At 54.3% G+C, this 22404-nt stretch carries 18 protein-coding genes, 2 rRNA genes and 1 riboswitch (1 of these 21 cut by a window edge); of the genes, 18 read left to right on the forward strand and 2 right to left on the reverse strand.

Annotated elements, in window-relative coordinates:
- The 3 genes from NST84_RS02940 to NST84_RS02950 all read left to right on the forward strand — a co-directional run.
- Window positions 1-1610, forward strand: a 23S ribosomal RNA gene (locus NST84_RS02940) (it extends 1316 nt beyond the left edge of the window).
- Between the two features lie 136 nt (window positions 1611-1746).
- Window positions 1747-1863: ribosomal RNA gene (rrf, locus tag NST84_RS02945) — 5S ribosomal RNA — on the forward strand.
- A gap of 239 nt (window positions 1864-2102) precedes the next feature.
- Window positions 2103-2849 carry an acyl-ACP thioesterase domain-containing protein gene (locus NST84_RS02950; protein ID WP_342564173.1) on the forward strand — a complete coding sequence of 249 codons (747 nt, stop codon included), beginning with the start codon at window positions 2103-2105 and terminating at the stop codon, window positions 2847-2849.
- A 70-nt stretch (window positions 2850-2919) separates the two neighbouring features.
- Here NST84_RS02950 and NST84_RS02955 read toward each other — a convergent pair whose 3' ends face one another.
- A complete protein-coding gene (locus NST84_RS02955) occupies window positions 2920-3825 on the reverse strand; it encodes an AraC family transcriptional regulator (RefSeq protein WP_342564174.1) in 906 nt (301 codons plus the stop codon).
- 22 nt (window positions 3826-3847) lie between these two features.
- Window positions 3848-4291 carry a tRNA (N6-threonylcarbamoyladenosine(37)-N6)-methyltransferase TrmO gene (tsaA, locus tag NST84_RS02960; protein WP_342564175.1) on the reverse strand — a complete coding sequence of 148 codons (444 nt, stop codon included), beginning with the start codon at window positions 4289-4291 and terminating at the stop codon, window positions 3848-3850.
- 128 nt (window positions 4292-4419) lie between these two features.
- Here tsaA and NST84_RS02965 point away from each other — a divergent pair, with 128 nt between their 5' ends.
- From NST84_RS02965 to purH, 15 genes are all read left to right on the forward strand, one after another.
- Window positions 4420-6558 (forward strand): DNA topoisomerase 3, encoded by a 2139-nt coding sequence (locus NST84_RS02965; protein ID WP_342564176.1) that lies wholly within the window; start codon window positions 4420-4422, stop codon window positions 6556-6558.
- Between the two features lie 265 nt (window positions 6559-6823).
- Window positions 6824-8074, forward strand: a complete 1251-nt coding sequence (locus NST84_RS02970; protein WP_342564177.1) for an MFS transporter — start codon at window positions 6824-6826, stop codon at window positions 8072-8074.
- Window positions 8075-8167: 93 nt separating this feature from the next.
- Entirely contained in the window at window positions 8168-8431 is a 264-nt protein-coding gene (locus NST84_RS02975; protein ID WP_039869616.1) for a DUF1294 domain-containing protein, read from the forward strand.
- Window positions 8432-8482: 51 nt separating this feature from the next.
- On the forward strand, window positions 8483-8917 hold the full coding sequence (locus tag NST84_RS02980; RefSeq protein ID WP_342564178.1) for a universal stress protein: 435 nt from the start codon (window positions 8483-8485) through the stop codon (window positions 8915-8917).
- Between the two features lie 121 nt (window positions 8918-9038).
- Window positions 9039-9140: riboswitch (purine riboswitch) on the forward strand.
- Window positions 9141-9384: 244 nt separating this feature from the next.
- Window positions 9385-9870, forward strand: a complete 486-nt coding sequence (gene purE / locus NST84_RS02985) for a 5-(carboxyamino)imidazole ribonucleotide mutase (RefSeq protein ID WP_342564179.1) — start codon at window positions 9385-9387, stop codon at window positions 9868-9870.
- 20 nt (window positions 9871-9890) lie between these two features.
- A complete protein-coding gene (gene purK / locus NST84_RS02990) occupies window positions 9891-11111 on the forward strand; it encodes a 5-(carboxyamino)imidazole ribonucleotide synthase (protein WP_342566336.1) in 1221 nt (406 codons plus the stop codon).
- Window positions 11112-11116: 5 nt separating this feature from the next.
- Window positions 11117-12412: an adenylosuccinate lyase gene (purB, locus tag NST84_RS02995; protein ID WP_342564180.1), complete on the forward strand. Its 1296-nt coding sequence runs from the start codon at window positions 11117-11119 to the stop codon at window positions 12410-12412.
- 38 nt (window positions 12413-12450) lie between these two features.
- Window positions 12451-13341 (forward strand): phosphoribosylaminoimidazolesuccinocarboxamide synthase, encoded by an 891-nt coding sequence (locus NST84_RS03000; RefSeq protein WP_342564181.1) that lies wholly within the window; start codon window positions 12451-12453, stop codon window positions 13339-13341.
- A 109-nt stretch (window positions 13342-13450) separates the two neighbouring features.
- A complete protein-coding gene (gene purS / locus NST84_RS03005; RefSeq protein ID WP_019913657.1) occupies window positions 13451-13696 on the forward strand; it encodes a phosphoribosylformylglycinamidine synthase subunit PurS in 246 nt (81 codons plus the stop codon).
- 3 nt (window positions 13697-13699) lie between these two features.
- Window positions 13700-14389: a phosphoribosylformylglycinamidine synthase subunit PurQ gene (purQ, locus tag NST84_RS03010; protein ID WP_342564182.1), complete on the forward strand. Its 690-nt coding sequence runs from the start codon at window positions 13700-13702 to the stop codon at window positions 14387-14389.
- On the forward strand, window positions 14367-16613 hold the full coding sequence (purL, locus tag NST84_RS03015) for a phosphoribosylformylglycinamidine synthase subunit PurL (RefSeq protein ID WP_342564183.1): 2247 nt from the start codon (window positions 14367-14369) through the stop codon (window positions 16611-16613). Before purQ ends, purL begins: the two co-directional genes overlap by 23 nt.
- A complete protein-coding gene (purF, locus tag NST84_RS03020) occupies window positions 16598-18094 on the forward strand; it encodes an amidophosphoribosyltransferase (protein ID WP_342564184.1) in 1497 nt (498 codons plus the stop codon). The genes purL and purF overlap by 16 nt, the downstream gene beginning before the upstream one ends.
- A gap of 850 nt (window positions 18095-18944) precedes the next feature.
- Complete coding sequence (gene purM, locus NST84_RS03025; RefSeq protein ID WP_342564185.1) at window positions 18945-19985, forward strand: phosphoribosylformylglycinamidine cyclo-ligase; 1041 nt, start codon at window positions 18945-18947, stop codon at window positions 19983-19985.
- Entirely contained in the window at window positions 19985-20599 is a 615-nt protein-coding gene (gene purN / locus NST84_RS03030) for a phosphoribosylglycinamide formyltransferase (RefSeq protein ID WP_342564186.1), read from the forward strand. The genes purM and purN overlap by 1 nt, the downstream gene beginning before the upstream one ends.
- A 239-nt stretch (window positions 20600-20838) precedes the next feature.
- Window positions 20839-22386, forward strand: coding sequence for a bifunctional phosphoribosylaminoimidazolecarboxamide formyltransferase/IMP cyclohydrolase (gene purH / locus NST84_RS03035; protein WP_342564187.1), 1548 nt, complete (start codon window positions 20839-20841; stop codon window positions 22384-22386).
- Window positions 22387-22404: the final 18 nt, after the last annotated feature.

The raw sequence follows: 22404 nt of genomic DNA on the forward strand, positions 1-22404 counted from the left end.
AAAGATCAGTGAGAATCTGATCCGCCGAAAGCCCAAGGTTTCCTGAGGAAGGCTCGTCCGCTCAGGGTAAGTCGGGACCTAAGGCGAGGCCGACAGGCGTAGTCGAAGGACAACAGTTTGAAATTACTGTACCACCGTAATCCGCTATGAGCGATGGGGTGACGCAGGAGGGTAGTGACGCGGACTGATGGATGTCCGTCTAAGCAGTGAGGCTGGTGTGTAGGCAAATCCGCACATCGTAAGGCTGGGCTGTGATGGGGAGCGAAAATTATAGTAGCGAAGGTCATGATCTCACACTGCCAAGAAAAGCCTCTAGCCAGGAGAAGGTGCCCGTACCGCAAACCGACACAGGTAGGCGAGAAGAGAATTCTAAGGCGCGCGGAAGAACTCTCGTTAAGGAACTCGGCAAAATGACCCCGTAACTTCGGGAGAAGGGGTGCCTCGGTAGGGTGAATAGCCCGAGGGGGCCGCAGTGAAAAGGCCCAAGCGACTGTTTAGCAAAAACACAGGTCTGTGCGAAGCCGCAAGGCGAAGTATACGGGCTGACGCCTGCCCGGTGCTGGAAGGTTAAGGGGAGTGGTTAGGGGCAACCCGAAGCTATGAACCGAAGCCCCAGTAAACGGCGGCCGTAACTATAACGGTCCTAAGGTAGCGAAATTCCTTGTCAGGTAAATTCTGACCCGCACGAATGGCGTAACGACTTGGGCGCTGTCTCAACGAGAGATCCGGTGAAATTTTAATACCTGTGAAGATGCAGGTTACCCGCGACAAGACGGAAAGACCCCATGGAGCTTTACTGCAGCTTGATATTGAATTTGGGTACGATCTGTACAGGATAGGTGGGAGCCGTAGAAACAGGAGCGCAAGCTTCTGTGGAGGCGCCGTTGGGATACCACCCTGATCGTATCTAGGTTCTAACCTGGTACCCTAAGCGGGTACGGGGACCGTGTCAGGCGGGCAGTTTGACTGGGGCGGTCGCCTCCTAAAGAGTAACGGAGGCGTTCAAAGGTTCCCTCAGAATGGTTGGAAATCATTCGAAGAGTGCAAAGGCATAAGGGAGCTTGACTGCGAGACCTACAAGTCGAGCAGGGACGAAAGTCGGACTTAGTGATCCGGTGGTACCGCATGGAAGGGCCATCGCTCAACGGATAAAAGCTACCCTGGGGATAACAGGCTTATCTCCCCCAAGAGTCCACATCGACGGGGAGGTTTGGCACCTCGATGTCGGCTCATCGCATCCTGGGGCTGAAGTAGGTCCCAAGGGTTGGGCTGTTCGCCCATTAAAGCGGTACGCGAGCTGGGTTCAGAACGTCGTGAGACAGTTCGGTCCCTATCTGTCGTGGGCGCAGGAAATTTGAGAGGAGCTGTCCTTAGTACGAGAGGACCGGGATGGACGTACCGCTGGTGCACCAGTTGTTCCGCCAGGAGCATGGCTGGGTAGCTACGTACGGACGGGATAAGCGCTGAAAGCATCTAAGCGTGAAGCCCCCCTCAAGATGAGATTTCCCAGTATGTAAGACCCCTTGAAGACGACGAGGTAGATAGGTTGGAGGTGGAAGTGCAGCAATGCATGGAGCTGACCAATACTAATCGGTCGAGGGCTTATCCAATATCTATAAACGCAGATTCGTTTCGGATTCAGTTTTCAGGAATCAAGTTCCTGAACAACCTTAAGCTGCATGTCCTTTCTGAGGACTGATCTTTTCTCGCAGCGATTTCGAGAAGCGGAAGCTTCGAAAAATCATGTTTGGTGGCGATAGCGGAGGGGTTCCACGCGTACCCATCCCGAACACGACCGTTAAGCCCTCCAGCGCCGATGGTACTTGGACCGAAGGGTCCTGGGAGAGTAGGACGCCGCCAAGCACACAAAGCCATTGTTGAGCAATCGACAATGGCTTTTTTGTTGTCTGATGTTATTATGGGATAAGAATGTGGATAGACGGTTAAAACCTATCCAAAAAATAAAACTTATACACATGTGGATAGCTGTGTTATAGGTATGCAGGGTGAGAGAATACTCCCCAGTTTATGTGGATATAGTGTTAACTTTTGTGGATACAGCAGTGAGTAATGTGTATAAAATTGCAAAGGGGCGCGGAAATATGAACGAAATAGGCAATTTATTGTGGATAGAGGATTTTTCTGTACAGGCAAGTGATACAGATTTCCGTTCCAAAGGTAAATCGTCCTTTATTCTTGATATCATGCAGCGGGCTGCGGACACAGCTGTTAATAATTTGGGGTTAAGTATGGATAAAATGCTGGAAGCGGGAATGGGCTGGATGGTCATTACGATGGATCTGGACATCAATCGTTTACCTTTGCCGAATGAGACTCTTACTGTACATACTTGGAGTAAAGGGACTAAAGGGGCCCTCTGGCAGCGGGACTACAGAATTTTTGATCAGAACAAGCTGGAACTCGCCTCAGCACGCTCCATTTGGGCCTTAGTAGATATCGAGAAACGCAGAATTCTCCGCCCGTCGGCGTTACCGGTTGCTGTAGAGCCTTATCTTGAAGATTCAGTAGGGCCCATACCGCAGAAGGTAATGATACCTGCCGACCTGATTTTACAGGAAGCTTATCGTTATCAGGTGAAGTACAGCGGGCTGGATAATAACGGCCATTTGAACAATGCACGCTATGTGGATATCTGCTGTGATGCATTGACACTGGAGGAGTGGACAGAACTAGAGCTCACCGGTCTGCAGATTACTTATGCACAAGAAGCCAAGTATGGTGAGGAGTTCAGTATTTTGAGATCCTCTCACACCGATGAGGGGATTTATGTGCGGGGTCAGGGTGAAGATAAAATATTTTTTGAAGCCTGCCTAAAGTTTGCAAAGTAAATGGTTAGCGTATAGCTATAAGGCCTGAGTCTGCTGTGCAGATGCGGGCTTTTTTTTTATTCTCCATAAATTAGAGCAAGGATATAGGAATATAGACCTCGCTAATGGATAGGGGATTGTCTGGTCCCAGATAGTCTTTTCCGTAATGCTCGAATTCATAGGGGAGTGTAAGCAGGTAATCCGTCTTTGGCAGAAACACACCGTAAATATATTTGTATGTAGCTGAGATTTCAGCAGAGCGCCCCTTGTGCAGAAACTTTAGATAACTTGCAGGAGGCAAGCTATGAATAGGCATGTTCAGAAGTGATTGCGAAGAGCTTGTCAGAAAAGGGGAAACAATGGGCTTTAAAATAGAATCCTTAAGCTCACAACCGCATAAAAAGACGATTCTGTTATCCTCGTAATCATCAGGCCAGTAGGCCAGCTGATAGAATTTCTCCGGAAGCACCCGATCAGGAATAGACATCACGCTACCTTCCAACTGCCTCCAGGCCGTGCTGATAATGGATGGATCATCAATAAGAGTGACTTGTATTCCCTGCAGCTTAATTTCGCCGAGCTCAACTGTCTGCGGCGGGCTGGTATACTGAGTTGTCCATTGCTGCAGGTCATGACTGCACAGACGGTGAAGCAGCAGCGGCAGCTCGGGATTCTTTTTCCGGCGAATCCGGGAGGGTGTGGTGTGCAGCAGTCTTTTGAAGGTGCGGACAAAGGTTTCATAGTCTTTGAATGCGTAATCGAGCGAAATATCGAGCAAGGATCGGCAGGGCTTGCCGAGGATATCCCGCACTGCCTCAGTAAGCTTGCGTCTGGCGATATAGTCGCCTGGTGTAAGGCCGGTAACTCCTTGAAACAACCGGATAAAATGATACATGGAATAGCCTGTGAACAGGGAGAGTGAGCGGACGGATAGCGGCTGATGGAGATTATCCTCGATATGATCAATCGCTGTCATAATTAGCTGACGGTTATCCATTCATTCTCCCCCGGGCCTAATTTTATTCCTTTACCCACTCGCCCCATGAAGATGCCCAAGCTGGAACCTTCACATGACGGACACGGTCTGTAGTTGGAAAATAAGCTTTAATGTCTAATACTGGCGTCCCCGGATAAGCATCCAGCCCATTAACCTCAATAATGCCTTCTGCCACATTAACCGAGATAATCTCTGCTACACTAAGTCCTATGGGATTAGGACGGACGGGGGAACGGGAGGCGAATACACCTGTTACCGGAGCATCGTAAGGTGGCTCGATCTGTGTGGTTGCCCGGAAAACATCATCGGCAAACTCATGAATCCACCAGAGAATCTGACCGTGGCTGAACTCCTCTAATCCCTTGAGTGCTGCTCTGTACTGGGGCTTTATCTCAATCTGCAGGTTACCCTGAGTTCCGGAGACTACACCTACGGGAACTATATTATACATTTCTGAAACAGACATTGGCTGTGACTCCTTTCGGCTGACGGTTATTTTTTAGTTTATATTAGATGAAGGGATTTTAGCCTGACGATATTTGCGGTCTTTTGAATAATGGTATAATGAGTTGTTGAAAGGGAAAGGAGAGAAATATGAAGACACTGGTGCTTGCAGAAAAGCCCTCGGTGGCGCGTGAGATTGCACGTGTACTGGGCTGCGGAAATAAACAGAAGAGCTATATTGAAGGTCCTAAATATGTCGTAACCTGGGCGCTCGGGCATTTGGTCGGCCTGGCGGAGCCGGAGGATTATAATAGCAAGTTTGCGAATTGGGCTTTGGAGGATTTGCCGATTCTGCCGGAGAAGGCAAAACTCAAGGTGCTGCGGGAGACCAGCCAGCAGTATAAGGCGGTACAGCAGCTAATGAAACGCCAGGATATTGATGAGCTGATTGTCGCTACGGATGCTGCGCGTGAGGGGGAGCTTTTGGCACGCTGGATTATGAATATGGCCGGCTGGAAGAAGCCGTTTAAACGGCTGTGGATCTCCTCGCAGACGGATAAAGCAATTAAAGAGGGGTTCGCCTCCCTGCGTCCCGGTCGGGATTTCGACCGGCTCTATGAATCGGCGCGCTGCCGTGCCGAGGCAGACTGGATGATCGGGCTGAATGTGACCCGCGCGCTGACCTGTAAATTCGGTGCGCCGCTGTCGGCGGGACGTGTACAGACACCATCACTTGGTATGATCATGGACCGGGAGAATGAGATCACCGGGTTCCGTTCCCAGGAGTATGAGCTGCTGACGGCTGATTTTGGAAGTTTTCAGGCGGGCTGGCGTGCCCCGGGCGGGGATGGACGGATTTTTGATAAGGAGAAGACGGCTGGACTTAAGGATAAGCTGACCGGACGTTCGGGCCGGATTGCGAAAGTCCAGAAAAGCGAAAAAAGTGAGCCGCATCCGCTGGCCTATGATCTTACAGAGCTGCAGCGGGATGCAAACCGCAAGTTCGGCTTCTCGGCTAAGCAGACCTCAAGTGTGCTGCAGAAGCTGTATGAGCAGCATAAGCTAGTTACTTATCCGCGTACGGACAGCCGTTATCTGACATCTGATATGACGGGTACGTTGAAGGAACGTCTGGACAGTGTTGCTGTGGGACCTTATGCTACTCTGGCACGTCCACTTCTGCGTAAGCCGCTGCCGATCACCAAACGGATTGTGGATGACAGTAAGGTCAGTGATCACCATGCCATTATTCCAACGGAACAGACCGTACTGTTGAACCAGCTTAGTGCGGAGGAGCGGAAGCTCTATGATCTGATTGTCCGCCGGTTCATCAGCCTGTTCTACCCGCCGGCGCGTTATGATGCAGTAGCAGTGACGGTAAGTGTTGAAGGCGAGAGCTTCCATGTCAAAGGCACGACAGTAAAGGATGCCGGCTGGCGTGAGGTTTATGGCGGAGACATGAGTAATGAGGACGAGGAAGAAACGGTTTCAGATGAACCTGCAGCAGGCAGTGTAAAACTGCCGGAGCTGCGTGAAGGGGAAACCGTTAAGATCCAGCGCTGCATTATACGCCCCGGACGGACACAGCCGCCTAAACGTTATAATGAAGCATCCCTGCTGACCCAGATGGAGAAGCATGGGCTCGGTACGCCGGCAACCCGCGCGGATATCATTGAGAAGCTGGTCAGCTCTGATACAATTGAGCGTCAAGGTAATTTACTTCATCCGACAGGTAAAGGCAAGCAATTGATAGAACTGGTATCGGCACAGCTGCGCACGCCAGAGCTGACCGCACGCTGGGAAGGCGAGCTTGAGCGGATCGCCCGCGGCCAGGGCAAGCCGGAGCCGTTCCTGCAAGGGATACGCACCATGGCGCAAGAGCTGGTCTCCGGCGTCAAGAGCAGCGGAGCGGAATACAAGCCGCATAATGTGTCTGCCAGCCATTGTCCGGATTGCGGAACCAGAATGCTGGAGAAAAAGACGAAGCGCGGCAAGCTGCTGGTCTGTCCGGCAGATGACTGCGGCTATACCCGGGCAGGCGAGAAAAGATTGTCGGGCCGCCGCTGTCCGCAGTGCCATAAGAAAATGGAGCTTAAAGAGGGCAAAGCGGGCTTGTATGTGCAGTGTCTGGGCTGCGGGATAACAGAAACGATGGACAAAGACCATAAGCATATCAACAAGCGCGAGCAGCAGAAGCTTGTACAGCAGTACAGCAAGCAGGAAAGTGCAGGTTCAAACCTCGGCGATTTGCTGAAAGCGGCTATGGAGGCTAAGGCGAAGGGGAAATAATATTGTGCGCTGATTATCTGTGTTAGCAGGAGAATTATGACGGAATTGAACAGGACTGCGGAGCTTCTCTGCAGTCCTGTTTTCATTCGGATGAGCATATTTTCATAGCTGCGGGATAATCCTGCTATTTTAGCTTACTTGAGAGCAGAAAAGATTGCATAATGGGACTGTTACACATTCACCAGTTATGTTTTACTGTAAGAATTGAGATTGAATTGTGGGCTGGGGACAGGAAGAAAAGAACAGCTTTCAATATGTGAATGGAGTGGATGATGGAGTGTCATTGACAGAACGACAGCAGGATCGGGTACAAGAAGCAGCACAGTCCTCCGGCGGGAGGGGGAGCAGCCGGTTTTTCTTTTTGGTCATCGTCTTCATGTTCTGGTTCTCATCTTACATCTATGTGCCGGTGCTTTCGCCGTATGTGGAGCATCTCGGTGCATCGTATGTTATGGTCGGCGCAGTACTCGGGGTGTACGGGCTGATGCAGATTCTGTTCCGGCTGCCGATTGGCATCGGGTCGGATTATCTGAACCGGCGGCGGCCGTTCATTTATCTGGGGCTGATCGCCAGCGGAGCGAGCTGCCTGATCTTTATGGCCGGGGCAGAGCCGGTGTGGGCACTGGTGGCGCGCGCGGTTTCGGGAATAGCGGCATCTGCGTGGGTCGTATACTCGGTGATGTTCGCGGGCTATTTTCCTAAAGAGGAAGCCGGAAAAGCGATGGGCATGCTGCAGTTCACTACGGTCATTGCCCAGCTGTCGAGCATGATGATCAGCGGTTATATGGTGGAGCACTGGGGCTGGAATATGCCTTTTATCGTGGGCAGTATTGTAGCGGTACTGGCTATGCTGCTCGTACTGCGTTTGCCGGAACAGCGGCAGGAGAAACGCGAAGGCGGAATCCGGCTGAAAGACCTTGCAGGTGTAATGAAGGAGCCGCTGCTGGTCAAAGTCTCGCTTTTATCGGTGCTGGCGCATTGTGTGCTGTTCATTACGATGTTTGGATACACGCCGAATCAGGCGCTTGATATCGGGGCGAGCAAGGAGAGCCTGGGCTGGCTGACGCTGGCTTTTATGGTGCCGCATGCTGCAGCTACGCTGTACGGATCGCGGCTGTTCGGCAGGCTGCTGGGTGACAGGGGGACATTGCTGCTGGGCTTTGCCGGAAGCGCTGTGTTCACTTTGCTGATCCCGTCTATGCCGACGCTGGCTGCGCTCTGTGCGACCCAGGTGGGGAACGGGTTTATGCAAGGGCTGATTTTTCCGCTGCTGCTGGGCAAATCCGTCTCGGACGTGGCACCGTTTAAGCGGGCAACCGCGATGGGCTTTTATCAGGCGGTCTACGCGGTAGGGATGTCGGGCGGCCCATTTGTAGCGGGCTGGATGAGTGCGGCTTACGGGCTGAAGGGCGGTTTTTGGCTGGGGGGCATTGCTGCTGCGCTGGCGGCGGTATTGTCGTGGGTATGGATCAGAGAAAAGGGTACATCTGCTCAAAAGCTTAACAAAGCAGGTTAGAACACTGGCAGCTTATGTGAGCTTATTGGTTTTTTGCGGCAAAGGGGAATATAATGAGAGATAGGGCAGGATGCAAGGAGAGGGGCCGGAAAGATGGTCAAAGGGGTACTGATATGGTTTGTGCTGATTAATATTATCGCCTATGTGGTGATGTCCGAGGACAAGAATAAAGCCCGGGCAAGACGGGACCGTGTGCCGGAGAAGACGCTGTTTCTGCTGGCATTCATGGGCGGGGCGCTGGGTATACTCATTGCCATGTACCGCAAACGGCATAAGACCAGACATACTTCCTTCCGGATCGGTATTCCGCTGCTGCTGCTGCTTAACATTTTGCTGTACGGGTATTTTTTAAGATAGCGGTTTATACTTGGACTGCTGGTTAATCAAAATGAAAAAGAGGTGGCGTACATGTTATTCTCTAAAATTTTGCTCGCCTATGACGGTTCCAAAGCTTCCAATCAAGCACTTGAGCGGGCGATCGAACTGGCTAAGGTAACTCCCGGATCTTCCATCTACGTCGTACACGCATTCGAATTCCCCCGTTTCTTTATCGGGGAAGCTCTCGCGCCTCTGCCGGCTTCAGTGAACAAGGATTATTATGATTTGGCGGTGCAGACTACGGATGAGGTCAGAGGGCGTCTGGAAGCGGAAGGCCTGAATGCGACGGTTGAGCTGCTGCAGGGTTCGCCGGCTGAAGTGATTCTGAATTATGCTAAAGAGCATGGAATGGACGTCATTATCATCGGCAGCCGCGGACTGGGCGGGATACGTGAATTTGTTCTGGGCAGTGTCAGCCACAATGTGGTGCAGAGTGCGCGGATTCCGGTACTGGTTGTAAAATAATAGATGAAAAGGGCGGGACATTGAGGTGTCTCTCCCTTTTTTTATAGCAAAAAGCGAACGATTTTACTTGTCAATATATTAATGTTCGTGTTTAAGTTGACATGAAGTGTAGGGCATTGTTAAACTGAACCTATGAAGAGCTCGTATAAAACCGGGAATAGGGCCCGGAAGTTTCTACCCGGTAACCGTAAATTGCCGGACTACGAGGGAATAGGATGACTGGGACAGCCCTCAGCACCGCTCCTTAACGGAGTGGCTGTCTTTTGCGGATGAGCTGTTCGCAATACCTCCTTGAGGGAGGATGTCTTCTCCTGCTTCCTTTAGTAGTCTGGGTCCACCCGCAGCAGTATGCGTTTGGAATCCGGGCTTTTTTTTTCGGATTTATGGAAAACGGGGCTGAAATAGGACAAACTTAGAGTGCATACGACAAAAGAGCTTCTAAATCGAGCGGAGGGGAAGGTTGAAATATGTCAGTGCAGGTTGGGGTAATCATGGGCAGCAAGTCAGACTGGGAAACGATGGAACATGCCTGTGCGGTGCTGGAGGAGCTGAACGTACCATATGAGAAAAAGGTAGTCTCTGCGCACCGCACACCGGATCTGATGTTCCGTTATGCGGAAGAGGCGGCCGGCCGCGGACTGAAGGTTATTATTGCAGGAGCAGGCGGAGCGGCACATCTGCCGGGTATGGTTGCTGCGAAGACCATCCTGCCTGTAATCGGTGTGCCGGTGCAGACCAAAGCGCTGAACGGACTCGATTCGCTGCTGTCGATCGTGCAGATGCCGGGCGGCATTCCGGTGGCGACGGTGGCCATCGGCCGGGCCGGAGCGGTCAATGCGGGGCTGCTGGCCGCGCAGATCATCGGCGCGTTTGACCCTGAGGTGCAGAGCCGGGTGCTGGAGCGGCGCCAAAGAATCGAGCGCGAAGTGCTGGAAAGCAGCGAGAGCTTATGAGGCAGGAGTTTGGAGCGGAAATGCCGGGCGGACAGGACGGGCTGGACTCAAAAGCCGTGAAAGCCGCTGCGCCCCGCACGCTGCTGCCGGGGCAGACGACGATCGGCGTGCTTGGCGGCGGCCAGCTCGGCCGGATGATGGCGCTGGACGGCATCGCCATGGGCTACCGCTTTGTGGCGCTGGACCCGGCGGCGGATGCGCCATGCGGGCAGGTAACGCCGCAGATTACCGCGGCTTATAACGACCAGGACGCAGCGCGGGAGCTGGCGCAGCGCGCGGACGTGATCACGTACGAGTTCGAGAATGTCGATGCTGGCGTAGCCGCCTTGCTGACAGAGGAATCGTACGTGCCGCAGGGCAGCGCGCTGCTGTATACGACGCAGCACCGGCTGCGCGAAAAGGCGGCAATCGAGGCGGCGGGCGTACCCGTCGCCCCGTACCGCAAGGTCGGCAGCCTGGCGGAGCTTACCGCCGCGGCTGCCGAGCTGGGCCTGCCCTGTGTGCTGAAGACCGCCACAGGGGGATATGACGGTAAGGGACAAGCCGTCATCCGTCAGCCGGATGAGCTGGAAGCCGCGTTCGGGCAGGTGGCACCAGGTGCTTCGGCCGGCACTGAGGTACCGGAGCTGGTGCTGGAGAAATTCGTGAAATTCCAGTGTGAAATTTCCGTCATTGCTGCACGCAGCACCTCGGGGGAAGTGAAAAGCTTCCCGCCGGCGGAGAATATCCATGTGAATAACATTCTGCACCTGTCCATTGTGCCTGCCAGGGTCTCTGCGGAGCTTCAGCAGCAGGCCTGTGAGCTGGCGGAACGGCTGGTGTCAGGACTGAATGCTGTCGGACTATTGGCGGTAGAGATGTTCGTTACGGAGGACGGGGAAATATTCGTCAACGAGCTGGCGCCGCGGCCGCATAATTCAGGACACTACACAATGGATGCCTGCGCGACCTCACAGTTCGAGCAGCATATCCGGGCAATCTGCAATTTACCGCTTGGTGATACGAGGCTGCTGACCCCTGTGGTCATGGTAAATGTGCTGGGTCAGCATCTGGACGGAGCAATAGAGCGGACAGGACAGGCGGATGAAGCGGCACACAGGCTGGGGGTTGCCCCCAAGCTGCATATATACGGCAAGACCGAGAGCAAAACCGGCCGCAAAATGGGCCATATCAACCTGCTCTGCAAGGATACCGGCGACGGGCTGTCCTGGGTAGAGCAAACTAACCTTTGGAGGAACTAAAAGCTATGATCGAACGTTACAGCAGACCTGAGATGCGGGCCATCTGGACCGAGGAAAATAAATTCAACGCCTGGCTTGAAGTAGAAATTTGTGCTTGTGAAGCCTGGGCCGAGCTGGGAGTCATTCCGCAGGAAGACGCCGCCAAGCTGCGCAAGGATGCGAAATTCGATATTGACCGGATCAATGAAATCGAGCTGGAAACCCGCCATGATGTTATCGCTTTTACCCGTGCAGTGTCCGAGAGCCTGGGCGCAGAACGCAAATGGGTGCACTACGGTCTGACTTCAACAGACGTTGTTGATACAGCGCTGGGTTATCTGCTGCGTCAGGCGAACGAGATTCTGGAGAAGGATATCATTAATTTTATTGAAATTCTCAAAGACAAAGCGGTAGCTTACAAAGACACTCCGATGATGGGACGCACACATGGTGTTCATGCGGAGCCTACAACCTTTGGTCTGAAAATGGCCCTGTGGTACGAGGAAATGAAACGTAACCTGGAGCGCTTCCGTCATGCGGCAAACGGCGTACAATTCGGCAAAATCTCCGGCGCAGTCGGCACCTATGCCAACATCGACCCGTTCGTAGAGGAATTTGTCTGCAAGAAGCTGGGCACCAGCCCGGCTCCAATCTCGACCCAGACCCTGCAGCGTGACCGTCACGCGGAATACATGGCTGCACTGGCACTGGTAGCGACATCGCTCGACAAGTTCGCCACTGAAATCCGCGCGCTGCAAAAGAGCGAAATCCGCGAGGTGGAAGAAGCTTTTGCCAAAGGTCAAAAAGGCTCGTCAGCCATGCCGCACAAGCGTAACCCGATCGGCTGCGAAAATATCTCCGGCCTATCCCGTGTAATCCGCGGTCATATGGTTACCGCTTACGAGAACGTGCCGCTCTGGCATGAGCGCGATATCTCGCACTCCTCGGTGGAACGGATCATCCTGCCGGATGCAACTATGCTGCTGAACTACATGCTGAACCGTTTCGGCAACATCGTGAAGAACCTGACCGTGTTCCCCGAAAATATGAAGCGCAACATGAACCGCACCTTCGGTGTACCGTTCTCCGGCCGCATCCTGACCAAGCTGATCGATAAAGGCTTCAGCCGCGAGCAGGCATACGACACCGTGCAGCCGCGTGCGATGCAGGCCTGGGAAGAGCAGACCCAGTTCCGCGACATCGTCGAGGCTACCCCTGAGATCACTGCCGTGCTTAGCGCGGAAGAGATTGAGGATGCCTTCAATCCTTCCTGGCACCTGAAGCATGTGGACACGATTTTCCGCAAGCTGGAGCTGATTTAGGAGAAGGAAAGCAATAAAAAGTTGAGGGAGGAAAGGTCATGACACACCCTGCCGTATCCACGGCTGTGGAACTCGTAAATGCACCGCTGCTCTACAAAGGAAAGGTTCGCGAATTGTACGATTTGGGGGAACAGGTACTGATCGTCGTTACGGACCGGATCTCCGCATTTGATTATGTGCTTGATCCGGCTGTACCGGACAAGGGCAACGTGCTGAACCGGCTGAGCGCCTTCTGGTTCGGGCTGACAAAGAACCTGATCGAAAACCACGTCGTCCACATTGATGTCGATCAGCTCGGCGGCGTTGTAAAGGACCGTGAAGCGCTCAAAAACCGCATCATGGTCGTGCGCAAGGCCGAGAGAATCGATATTGAATGTGTCGTTCGCGGCTGCATTACCGGCGGAGGCTGGCGGCAGTATCAGGAGACCGGCAAGGTCAACGGCATTGAGCTTCCGCAGGGCCTGCGCAAGAACGCTGTGCTGGCTCAGCCGATCTTTACGCCGGCAGCGAAGAATGATGTCGGTCACGATGAAGACATTCCGTTCGAGCAGATGCAGGAGAGTATCGGTGCCGAGCTGGCGCTGGAGCTGAAGGAGAAAAGCCTGAAGCTGTTCGCTTTTGCCAGAGCGTATTGTGAGGAGCGCGGGATCATTCTCGCAGACTGCAAGTTCGAGTTCGGGCTGCTGGACGGCAAGGTGATTCTGATCGATGAGATTTTTACGCCGGATGCCTCCCGCTTCTGGGCTAAAGATAAATATGCGCTTGATATCGAGATTGACAGCATGGACAAGGAGCCGGTCCGGACGTATCTTTCCGCATCCTCCTGGGACAAAAACAGCACGCCTGACCCGCTGCCGCAGGAAGTGGTGGAAGAAACCAGCCGCCGCTACCGCGATATCTATCACCGGCTTACCGGTAAGGATTTGTAATCAAACTAAGCACAGTTAGCGTTATAGTCAACCGCAATCATAGGTAAGTCTCTCTCTTTTTTTGATCAAAGCTAATCAGCCATTAAAATTTAGGAGGAACTACAAGCGTATGTTAAAAGCGACAGTCTATGTCACCATCAAGAAAAGCGTGCTCGATCCCCAAGGTGTAGCGGTACAAGGAGCTCTTCATTCGGTAGGTTTCCAGGAAGTTGAAAGTCTGCGCATCGGTAAGTACATGGAACTGACTCTCGACACGGACAACCGCGCTGAAGCGGAAGGACGCCTGAAGGAAATGTGTGAAAAGCTGCTGGCCAACACGGTGATCGAGGATTACCGCTACGAATTGGAGGACTAAGTCATGAAATTTGCGGTACTTGTCTTTCCAGGCTCCAATTGCGACATTGACTGCTACAAAGCGGTAGAAGACAGTCTCGGCGAACCAGTAGATTATGTATGGCATACCGCGACAGACCTGTCGGCGTATGATTGCATTCTCGTGCCGGGCGGCTTCTCTTATGGTGACTATCTGCGCTGCGGCGCGATTTCCCGGTTCGCTCCGGTCATGGCTGAAGTGGCCAAGGCGGCGGAGCAGGGCAAATTCGTGCTCGGCATCTGCAACGGATTCCAGATTCTGACCGAGGCGGGACTCCTGCCGGGCGCGCTGCGCCGGAACATGTCGATGAAGTTCCGCTGTCATGACACGGTGCTTAAGGTCGTTAATAACACAACCCCGTTTACTGTTGACTATGCGAAGGATGAAGAGATTGTCATTCCGATCGCACACGGCGAAGGCAACTATTACTGTGATGAAGAGACTTTGGCATCGCTCAAAGCTAATAATCAGATCGTATTCACATACAGCGACAACCCGAACGGCTCAGTAGCCGATATTGCGGGAATCAGCAATGCGGCAGGTAATGTAGTAGGCATGATGCCTCACCCGGAACGTGCGGCGAACAGCCTGCTTGGTTCGGAAGACGGCAAACGGATGTTTACATCCATTCTCAAGACATGGAGGGAACGTTATGACGCAGCAAGTATCCGCTAAGGAGCCGACCGCAGAGCAGATTGCGGAGCAGAAAATCTACAGCCAGTTCGGTGTGTCGGACAGCGAATATGAGCTGATCACCTCTTTTATGGGCCGCAAGCCTAACTATACCGAAATCGGTGTATTCAGCGTAATGTGGTCCGAGCACTGTGCCTACAAAAACTCCAAGCCGCTGCTTGGGAGATTTCCTACAAGCGGGCCGCGTGTCCTGATGGGACCGGGCGAAGGCGCGGGGATTGTAGACATCGGTGACAACCAGGCCGTAGTATTCAAAATCGAAAGCCACAACCATCCGTCAGCAGTTGAGCCTTATCAGGGCGCAGCGACCGGGGTGGGCGGGATTATCCGCGATATTTTCTCCATGGGGGCGAGACCGGTGGCGCTGCTCAACTCCCTGCGTTTCGGAAAGCTTGAGAGTGACCGGGTAAAATATCTGTTCGAGCATGTCGTGTCCGGGATCGCAGGCTACGGTAACTGTATCGGGATTCCGACCGTCGGCGGCGAAATTATGTTTGATAACAGCTATGACGGCAATCCGCTGGTTAACGCAATGTGCGTAGGACTGATTGATCATGACAAAATCCAGCGCGGTGTCGCTAAAGGTGTAGGCAACCCGGTGTTCTACGTAGGTCCTCCTACCGGACGTGACGGTATTCACGGCGCAACCTTTGCTTCCGTTGAGCTGAGCGAAGAGTCCGAAGCCAAGAAGACTGCGGTACAGGTCGGCGATCCGTTCATGGAAAAGCTGGTTATGGAGTCGTGCCTCGAGCTGATCGACAGCGGCATCGTACTCGGTATTCAGGATATGGGCGCAGCAGGCCTCACTTGTTCCAGTGCCGAAATGGCCAGCAAAGCGGGCAACGGCCTGGAGCTGTATCTGGATCAGGTGCCGCAGCGTGAAGAAGGCATGACGCCTTATGAAATGATGCTGTCCGAATCCCAGGAGCGGATGCTGTTCGTAGTGGAGCCTAAGGATGAGGCGCAGGCTCAGGAGATTTTTGACCGTTGGGGCGTGATCTGCCGTAAAGTGGGCAAGGTAACAGATGATGGACGCCTGAAGCTGTACCACCACGGTGAGGTTGTCGGCGACATGCCTGTAACAGCGCTTGTGGACGAGTGTCCAATCTATAAGAAGCCTTCCACAGTTCCGGCTTACTATGAAGAGAATGCAAAGGTAGATACTTTGCGTTATGAAGAGGTTACCGATCTCGGCAGCGCTCTGCGTACGGTATTGGGTTCGCCAACAGTAGCAAGCAAAGCCTGGGTGTATAACCAGTACGATTACATGGTTCGCACCAGCACTGCAGTCCGTCCGGGCTCCGATGCGGCAGTAGTTACCATTCAAGGTACACGCAAAGGCCTGGCCATGACTACAGACTGTAACGGCCGTTATGTCTATCTCGATCCTGAAGTGGGCGGACGCATCGCGGTAAGCGAAGCAGCCCGTAACATTGTCTGTTCCGGCGCAAAGCCGCTGGCAATTACGGACAATCTGAATTTTGGCAGCCCGGAAAAGCCAGAGATTTTTTGGCAGATGGAGCGTGCGGTTGACGGTATGGCTGAAGCCTGCCGTGTGCTGGATACGCCAGTTATCGGCGGTAACGTCAGTCTCTACAACGAAAATGCCTCCGGAGCCATCTACCCGACCCCGGTTGTCGGCATGGTGGGTCTGGTTGAAGATACAGATCACATTACAACTCAAGCCTTCAAGCAAGAAGGCGATGCGATTCTGCTGCTCGGCGTAACAAAAGCTGAGCTTGGCGGCAGCGAGTTCCAGTATGCCGTTCACGGCTTGACCGAAGGCCGTCCGCCGGCGCTTGATCTGGCTACAGAGCAGAAATTGCTGGATGCTGTTCTGTCAGCAATCCGCAGCGGTCTGGTCCGCTCGGCGCATGACCTGTCCGAAGGCGGCTTGGCTGCTGCACTGGCAGAAAGCTGCATCAGCGGCGGCATCGGCGCGAACGTGGACTTGTCTGCTGGCGGACTGCGCCATGATGTGGCACTGTTCAGCGAAACCCAGTCCCGCATTGTGCTGACCTCGGCACCTGACCGTGCAGAGGAGCTCAAAGCAGCTGTTGCTGCTTACGGCGTACCGGTTGAAATCATCGGTACGGTCGGCGGCGACAGACTGCGCGTATCCCTTGACGGTGCATCCGCACTTGATGAGGCTGTATCCGAACTTAAATCCGTGTGGGAGGATGCTATTCCATGTCTTATGAAATAAAGACCGGGAACAAGCAGGAGACCCCCATCCTGTGGACCGGCGACTTTTACAATGAAGGAACGGGCTCGGGAGATATTTTTGATACATTAAAAGAAGAATGCGGCGTCTTCGGGGTCTTCGGACACCCGGAAGCCGCTTCCATGTCTTATTATGGGCTGCATGCCCTGCAGCACCGGGGAGAAGAGAGTGCGGGCATCTGCGTGGCCGACGGCCGTGACTTCAACTACCACCGCGGCATGGGCCTGGTTAAGGAAGTCTTCGACAAGGACAAAATCGCTTCGCTGGTCGGCGATATGTCCATCGGACATGTACGTTATTCGACCAGCGGAGACAGCCGGCTGACTAACGCGCAGCCGCTGGTCTTCAAGTACCGTGACGGCGATCTGGCGATCGCCACTAACGGCAACATCGTCAACGAGCCGCTGATCCGTAAGACGCTTGAGATGAGCGGGTCGATCTTCCAGACGACAAGTGACACTGAGGTGCTGGCGCATCTGATTGCGCGTTCGCCGAAGGATTTTGTCGAGGCGGCCAAGGATGCGCTCCGCCAGCTGGTCGGCGGATTCGCTTTTCTGCTGATGACCAACGACAAGCTGATCGTAGCCTCTGACCCGCACGGGCTGCGCCCGCTGGTGATGGGCCGGCTTGGTGAAGCGTATGTCTTCGCTTCCGAGTCCTGTGCCCTTGAAGTCATCGGCGCCACCCTGGTCCGCGACATCGAGCCGGGTGAGCTGCTGGTGCTGGACAAGAACGGCTTCCTGGAAGACAGATTCACTGAACCGAAACGCAAAGCGCTATGCGCAATGGAGTATATCTATTTCGCCCGTCCGGACAGTGACCTGAACGGCTCCAACCTCCATTCCGCCCGCAAGCGGATGGGCAGCCGGATGGCGCTGGAATCGTTCGTAGATGCCGATATCGTTACCGGCGTACCAGATTCCAGTATCTCGGCAGCTATCGGCTATGCCGAACAGACGGGTATCCCGTATGAGCTTGGACTGATCAAGAACAAGTACACCGGCCGGACCTTCATTCAGCCGAGCCAGGAGCTGCGCGAGCAGGGCGTGAAGATGAAGCTGAGCGCTGTGCGCCGCGTCGTCGAGGGCCAGCGCGTTGTCATGATCGACGACTCGATCGTGCGCGGCACTACCTCGCGCCGGATTGTCAATCTGCTGCGCGAAGCCGGTGCGCTTGAGGTACACGTGCGGATTACTTCGCCGCCGTTCAAGAACCCGTGCTTCTACGGGATTGATACCCCGGACCGCCGCGAGCTGATCGCCTCGTACAAGACAATTCAGGAAATGTGCGAGGAGATCAACGCCGATTCCCTGGCATTCCTTTCGCCGGAAGGACTGATCCAGTCCATCGGCGGCTACAGCAGCAATGAATATAAGGGAGGCCTGTGCCTCTCCTGCTTCGATAATGATTACCCGACGCAGGTGGATTTCGGCGGGGAAGAGAAAGACGGGTGTAGCTGCTAACGTAGCTCATCCCCCTAAGTCGTGGTGTCCATCCCCCTAAGTCCCCCTTGCAAAGGGGGATTCCGGAGGGCTCGGCCCTCCGGCCACCCGAAAGCTCGGTGGTAGGAGTTTGCTCTAAACTTGCTAAGATGGCGTGGGTGCGGGTGCCCGCTTTGTCCTGCGGACACGCTCTACGGCGCTGCGCGCCCTGGCGGCCTGCGGCCCCGCCGGGCCATTGGCTCGTAACCCCGGCTGTTTGCTCCGCAAAAGCGAGGGTTTACTTGCTCTTTGGGGGCGCGGCTTCGCCTCGCGCCCGAGGCTCACGCCCCCGCCTGTTTGCTCCGCAAAAGCGGGATGGCTCTCGCCTTAAGGGTGCGCGCGGCTTCGCCTCGCGCCCGAGGCTCACGCCCCCGCCTGTTTGCTCCGCAAAAGCGGGGCGGCTCTCGCCTTAAGGGTGCGCGCGGCTTCGCCTCGCGCCCGAGGCTCACGCCCCCGCCTGTTTGCTCCGCAAAAGCGGGATGGCTCTCGCTAAGCGAGGCGCTTGGCTTCGCCAAGAGCGCCGAGCCAGTGCCCCTGTGCAAGGCGCAGACTTCGGCTTGCGGCCGGGTTTACCGGGTGGTCTGAGTCATGGAGGGGAAGTTTGGAACTGTAGGAGCGTAGCGTTCGCCTGAAAGCTTTCCGCAGGAAAGCTCGCATCGGAAGCATAAGCTATATTTGGATTTCTACCGCGGCCAGCGGTTTAAATCAGGAAATCCAAATATAACAGCGACCGGAAGTCCAAACATTCCTCGTAATGACGACTATGACCACATGCCTAAACCAGGCCGCCCCGAACCAGCGCTCTAAACTAATTTAAATGAGGTGTCCAAAAGTGTCGGAAGCTTATAAAAACGCCGGAGTGGATATTGCAGCCGGTAATGAAGCGGTAGAACGCATGAAAAAGCATGTGAAGCGCACTTACCGTCCGGAGGTCATGACAGAGCTTGGCGGATTTGGCGCATTGTTTGGTCTCAACAAAGATAAATACGATGAGCCTGTGCTTGTATCCGGTACGGACGGCGTAGGCACGAAGCTCAAGCTCGCATTCGCGGCGGACCGCCACGACACGATTGGCATCGATGCGGTTGCGATGTGTGTGAACGACATCGTGGTACAGGGCGCAGAGCCGCTGTTCTTCCTCGACTACCTCGCATGCGATAAAGTGGTACCGGAGAAAATCGAAGCCATCGTATCCGGAATCGCGGAAGGCTGCCATCAGGCAGGCTGCGCGCTGATCGGCGGCGAAACGGCTGAAATGCCGGGCATGTACGCTGCCGGCGAATATGATATTGCCGGCTTTACAGTGGGTGTGGCCGATAAGGCTAAGCTCGTGACTGGTGCGGATATTGCACCTGGCGACACAGTGATCGGCCTTGCCTCCAGCGGTATCCACAGCAACGGCTTCTCGCTGGTGCGCAAGCTTTTGCTGGAGCAGGCGGGGTATGAGCTGAACGATGTTGTTCCTGAGCTGGGCGCTCCGCTGGTGGACGTGCTGCTGGCTCCGACCAAAATCTACGTAAAACCGCTGCTGGCCCTGCTGGAGCAGCTGACCGTTAAAGGCATGGCGCATATTACTGGCGGAGGCTTTATCGAGAATATTCCGCGGATGCTGCCGGATAATGTGAATGTTGAAATTAACTACGGCTCCTGGCCGATCCAGCCAGTCTTCGGCCTGATGCAGGACAAGGGCAGTGTAACAAACCGTGATATGTTCACTACCTTCAACATGGGCATCGGTCTGGTGCTGGTTGTGTCTGCTGCAGACGGAGAGCGTGCGCTGGAGCTGTTGAAAGCCAGCGGGGAAGAGGCTTATCTGATCGGCACAGTGACTGAAGGGGAGCGCATCGTTACCTTTACAGGAGCTGAGGTGTGATGAGCAGGAGCCGGATCGCTGTATTTGCCTCCGGGCAGGGCAGCAATTTTGCCGCACTCATTGAGGCGCAGAGAGCCGGGCAGCTTGGTGAGGGAAGCATTGAGCTGCTGGTTTCCGACCGGCCGGAAGCACCTGTAGCGCAGCGGGCGGAGGCAGCGGGCGTGCCCGCTCTCCTGCTGCGGCCAAAGGATTTTGCCAGCCGCGAGCTGTATGAGGCGGAGATTGTTGCCGAGTTGAAGCGCAGGGACATCGGTCTGATCGTACTCGCCGGTTACATGCGGCTGATCAGTCCGGTGCTGCTGGAGCCTTTTGACGGAAGGATTATCAACATCCATCCTTCGCTGCTGCCTGCTTTTGCCGGGAAGGATGCTATCGGGCAGGCCATCGGTTACGGTGTGAAGCTGACCGGAGTGACGGTGCATTTTGTCGATGGGGGCATGGATACCGGACCGGTCATTGCCCAGCGCAGCGTTACAGTGGAAGCAGGGGATACAGCAGATTCGCTGGCACAGCGGATTCACGAAGTTGAATATGCGCTGTATCCGGAGGTTGTCCGTGCTTTTGCAGCCGGAAAAGTGGAGCTGAACGGCAGACATGTCATTGTTCACGAGTAGTTTTATTTTAGGTGGCAGAGCAAAATTTGTTAACGACAATTTACATCATCCGCGGATTCTGATATTTCTCGGGAAATATTGCACAAAGTCTATAAAGTGTCGTTTGGCGGCAGCTGTACCGGGCTATTTAAGCTGCGGCATGCGCAAAATGACAGGATTATAACCATTCATAGCGAAGTTCGACGGCAGGCTTTAATAAACAACACTAATCTTGCATCATCCGGAGGGGGACTTTTCAAGTGAGTATCAAAAGAGCGCTGGTCAGCGTATCGGACAAACAGGGCATCGTGGATTTTTGCCGCGAGTTGTCTGCATTGGGTGTAGAAATTATCTCCACAGGCGGCACTAGCACACTTTTGGCTAAAGAAGGCGTACCGGTTATCGGCATCTCTGATGTGACGGGCTTCCCGGAAATTATGGACGGACGTGTCAAAACCCTGCATCCTGCGGTACATAGCGGCCTGCTGGCCGTTCGTGATAATGAGGAGCATACGCGTCAGATGACTGAGCTGGGTCTGGGCTACATCGATCTGGTGGTGGTGAATCTTTATCCCTTCGCGGAGACGATTGCCAAGCCGGATGTGTCCTACGAGGAAGCGATCGAGAACATCGATATCGGCGGACCTACGATGCTGCGTTCTGCGGCGAAGAATCATGCTTTTGTCAGTGTGGTTGTGGATGCTGCAGATTATACCAATGTGCTTGAAGAGGTGCGTGCAGGCGGAGATACGACCCTTGAGACCCGCAAACGTCTTGCGGCAAAAGTGTTCCGCCATACGGCGGCTTACGACGCCCTGATCGCCGATTATCTGGCCAATGTGACCGGTGAACCGCTGCCGGAGCGCTATACTGTTACTTACGAGAAAATCCAGGATCTCCGCTACGGGGAGAATCCGCACCAGAAGGCGGCATTTTACCGCAAGCCGCTGGCGGCGCAGGATACGCTGACAGCAGCCGAGCAGCTGCACGGCAAGGAATTGTCCTACAACAACATCAACGACGCCAACGCGGCGCTGCAGATCGTCAAGGAGTTCGAAGAGCCTGCAGTCGTAGCTGTTAAGCACATGAATCCATGCGGAGTAGGCGTGGGGACCAGTGTATTTGAAGCTTATCAAAAAGCGTACAACGCCGATCCGACCTCCATCTTTGGCGGAATTGTCGCTGCTAACCGGATTATTGATGCAGATACCGCGAATCTGCTGAAGGATATCTTCCTGGAAATCGTATTGGCTCCGGGCTTCACGGAGGAAGCACTGGACATTCTGACACAGAAAAAGAATATCCGCCTGCTCAAAATCGGCAATCTGAGCAGCGGCGCGGCGCGTAAGAGCAGCTTTGTTGTGACTTCAATCGAGGGCGGCATGGTTGTGCAGGAGAGCGATGTGCACTCCGTAAATGAGGATGAGCTGCAGGTTGTTACCGACCGCAAGCCTACCGAGGAAGAGTTGAAGCAGCTGTTGTTCGGCTGGAAAGTCGTTAAGCATGTGAAGTCCAATGCGATCGTGCTGGCAGCGGATGACATGACTGTGGGCGTTGGCGCTGGCCAGATGAACCGTGTCGGAGCCGCGAAGATTGCGATTGAGCAGGCGGCAGACAAGGCCAAAGGTGCTATTCTCGCATCTGACGCGTTCTTCCCGATGGGCGATACGCTGGAACTTGCGGCAAAGGCGGGTATCACCGCAGTTATCCAGCCGGGCGGCTCTATTAAGGACGAGGAATCAATAAAGGTTGCCAATGAATACGGAATCGCTATGGTCTTCACCGGCGTCCGCCATTTCAAACACTAGACTACCCGGGGAGGATTT

Source organism: Paenibacillus sp. FSL R7-0345 (genome assembly GCF_038595055.1).
GTDB lineage: Bacteria > Bacillota > Bacilli > Paenibacillales > Paenibacillaceae > Paenibacillus_AQ.

What these genes read in the sequence shown, in the direction of transcription:
- purN (WP_342564186.1), top strand. Translation starts at nt 19,985, where the DNA reads ATGAGCAGGAGCCGGATCGCTGTATTTGCCTCCGGGCAGGGCAGCAAT.
- purK (WP_342566336.1), top strand. Translation starts at nt 9,891, where the DNA reads ATGCCGGGCGGACAGGACGGGCTGGACTCAAAAGCCGTGAAAGCCGCT.
- NST84_RS02955 (WP_342564174.1), bottom strand. Translation starts at nt 3,825, where the DNA reads ATGGATAACCGTCAGCTAATTATGACAGCGATTGATCATATCGAGGAT.
- NST84_RS02965 (WP_342564176.1), top strand. Translation starts at nt 4,420, where the DNA reads ATGAAGACACTGGTGCTTGCAGAAAAGCCCTCGGTGGCGCGTGAGATT.
- NST84_RS02975 (WP_039869616.1), top strand. Translation starts at nt 8,168, where the DNA reads ATGGTCAAAGGGGTACTGATATGGTTTGTGCTGATTAATATTATCGCC.
- purS (WP_019913657.1), top strand. Translation starts at nt 13,451, where the DNA reads ATGTTAAAAGCGACAGTCTATGTCACCATCAAGAAAAGCGTGCTCGAT.
- NST84_RS02950 (WP_342564173.1), top strand. Translation starts at nt 2,103, where the DNA reads ATGAACGAAATAGGCAATTTATTGTGGATAGAGGATTTTTCTGTACAG.
- purB (WP_342564180.1), top strand. Translation starts at nt 11,117, where the DNA reads ATGATCGAACGTTACAGCAGACCTGAGATGCGGGCCATCTGGACCGAG.
- NST84_RS03000 (WP_342564181.1), top strand. Translation starts at nt 12,451, where the DNA reads ATGACACACCCTGCCGTATCCACGGCTGTGGAACTCGTAAATGCACCG.
- purE (WP_342564179.1), top strand. Translation starts at nt 9,385, where the DNA reads ATGTCAGTGCAGGTTGGGGTAATCATGGGCAGCAAGTCAGACTGGGAA.
- purQ (WP_342564182.1), top strand. Translation starts at nt 13,700, where the DNA reads ATGAAATTTGCGGTACTTGTCTTTCCAGGCTCCAATTGCGACATTGAC.
- tsaA (WP_342564175.1), bottom strand. Translation starts at nt 4,291, where the DNA reads ATGTCTGTTTCAGAAATGTATAATATAGTTCCCGTAGGTGTAGTCTCC.
- purL (WP_342564183.1), top strand. Translation starts at nt 14,367, where the DNA reads ATGACGCAGCAAGTATCCGCTAAGGAGCCGACCGCAGAGCAGATTGCG.
- purF (WP_342564184.1), top strand. Translation starts at nt 16,598, where the DNA reads ATGTCTTATGAAATAAAGACCGGGAACAAGCAGGAGACCCCCATCCTG.
- NST84_RS02980 (WP_342564178.1), top strand. Translation starts at nt 8,483, where the DNA reads ATGTTATTCTCTAAAATTTTGCTCGCCTATGACGGTTCCAAAGCTTCC.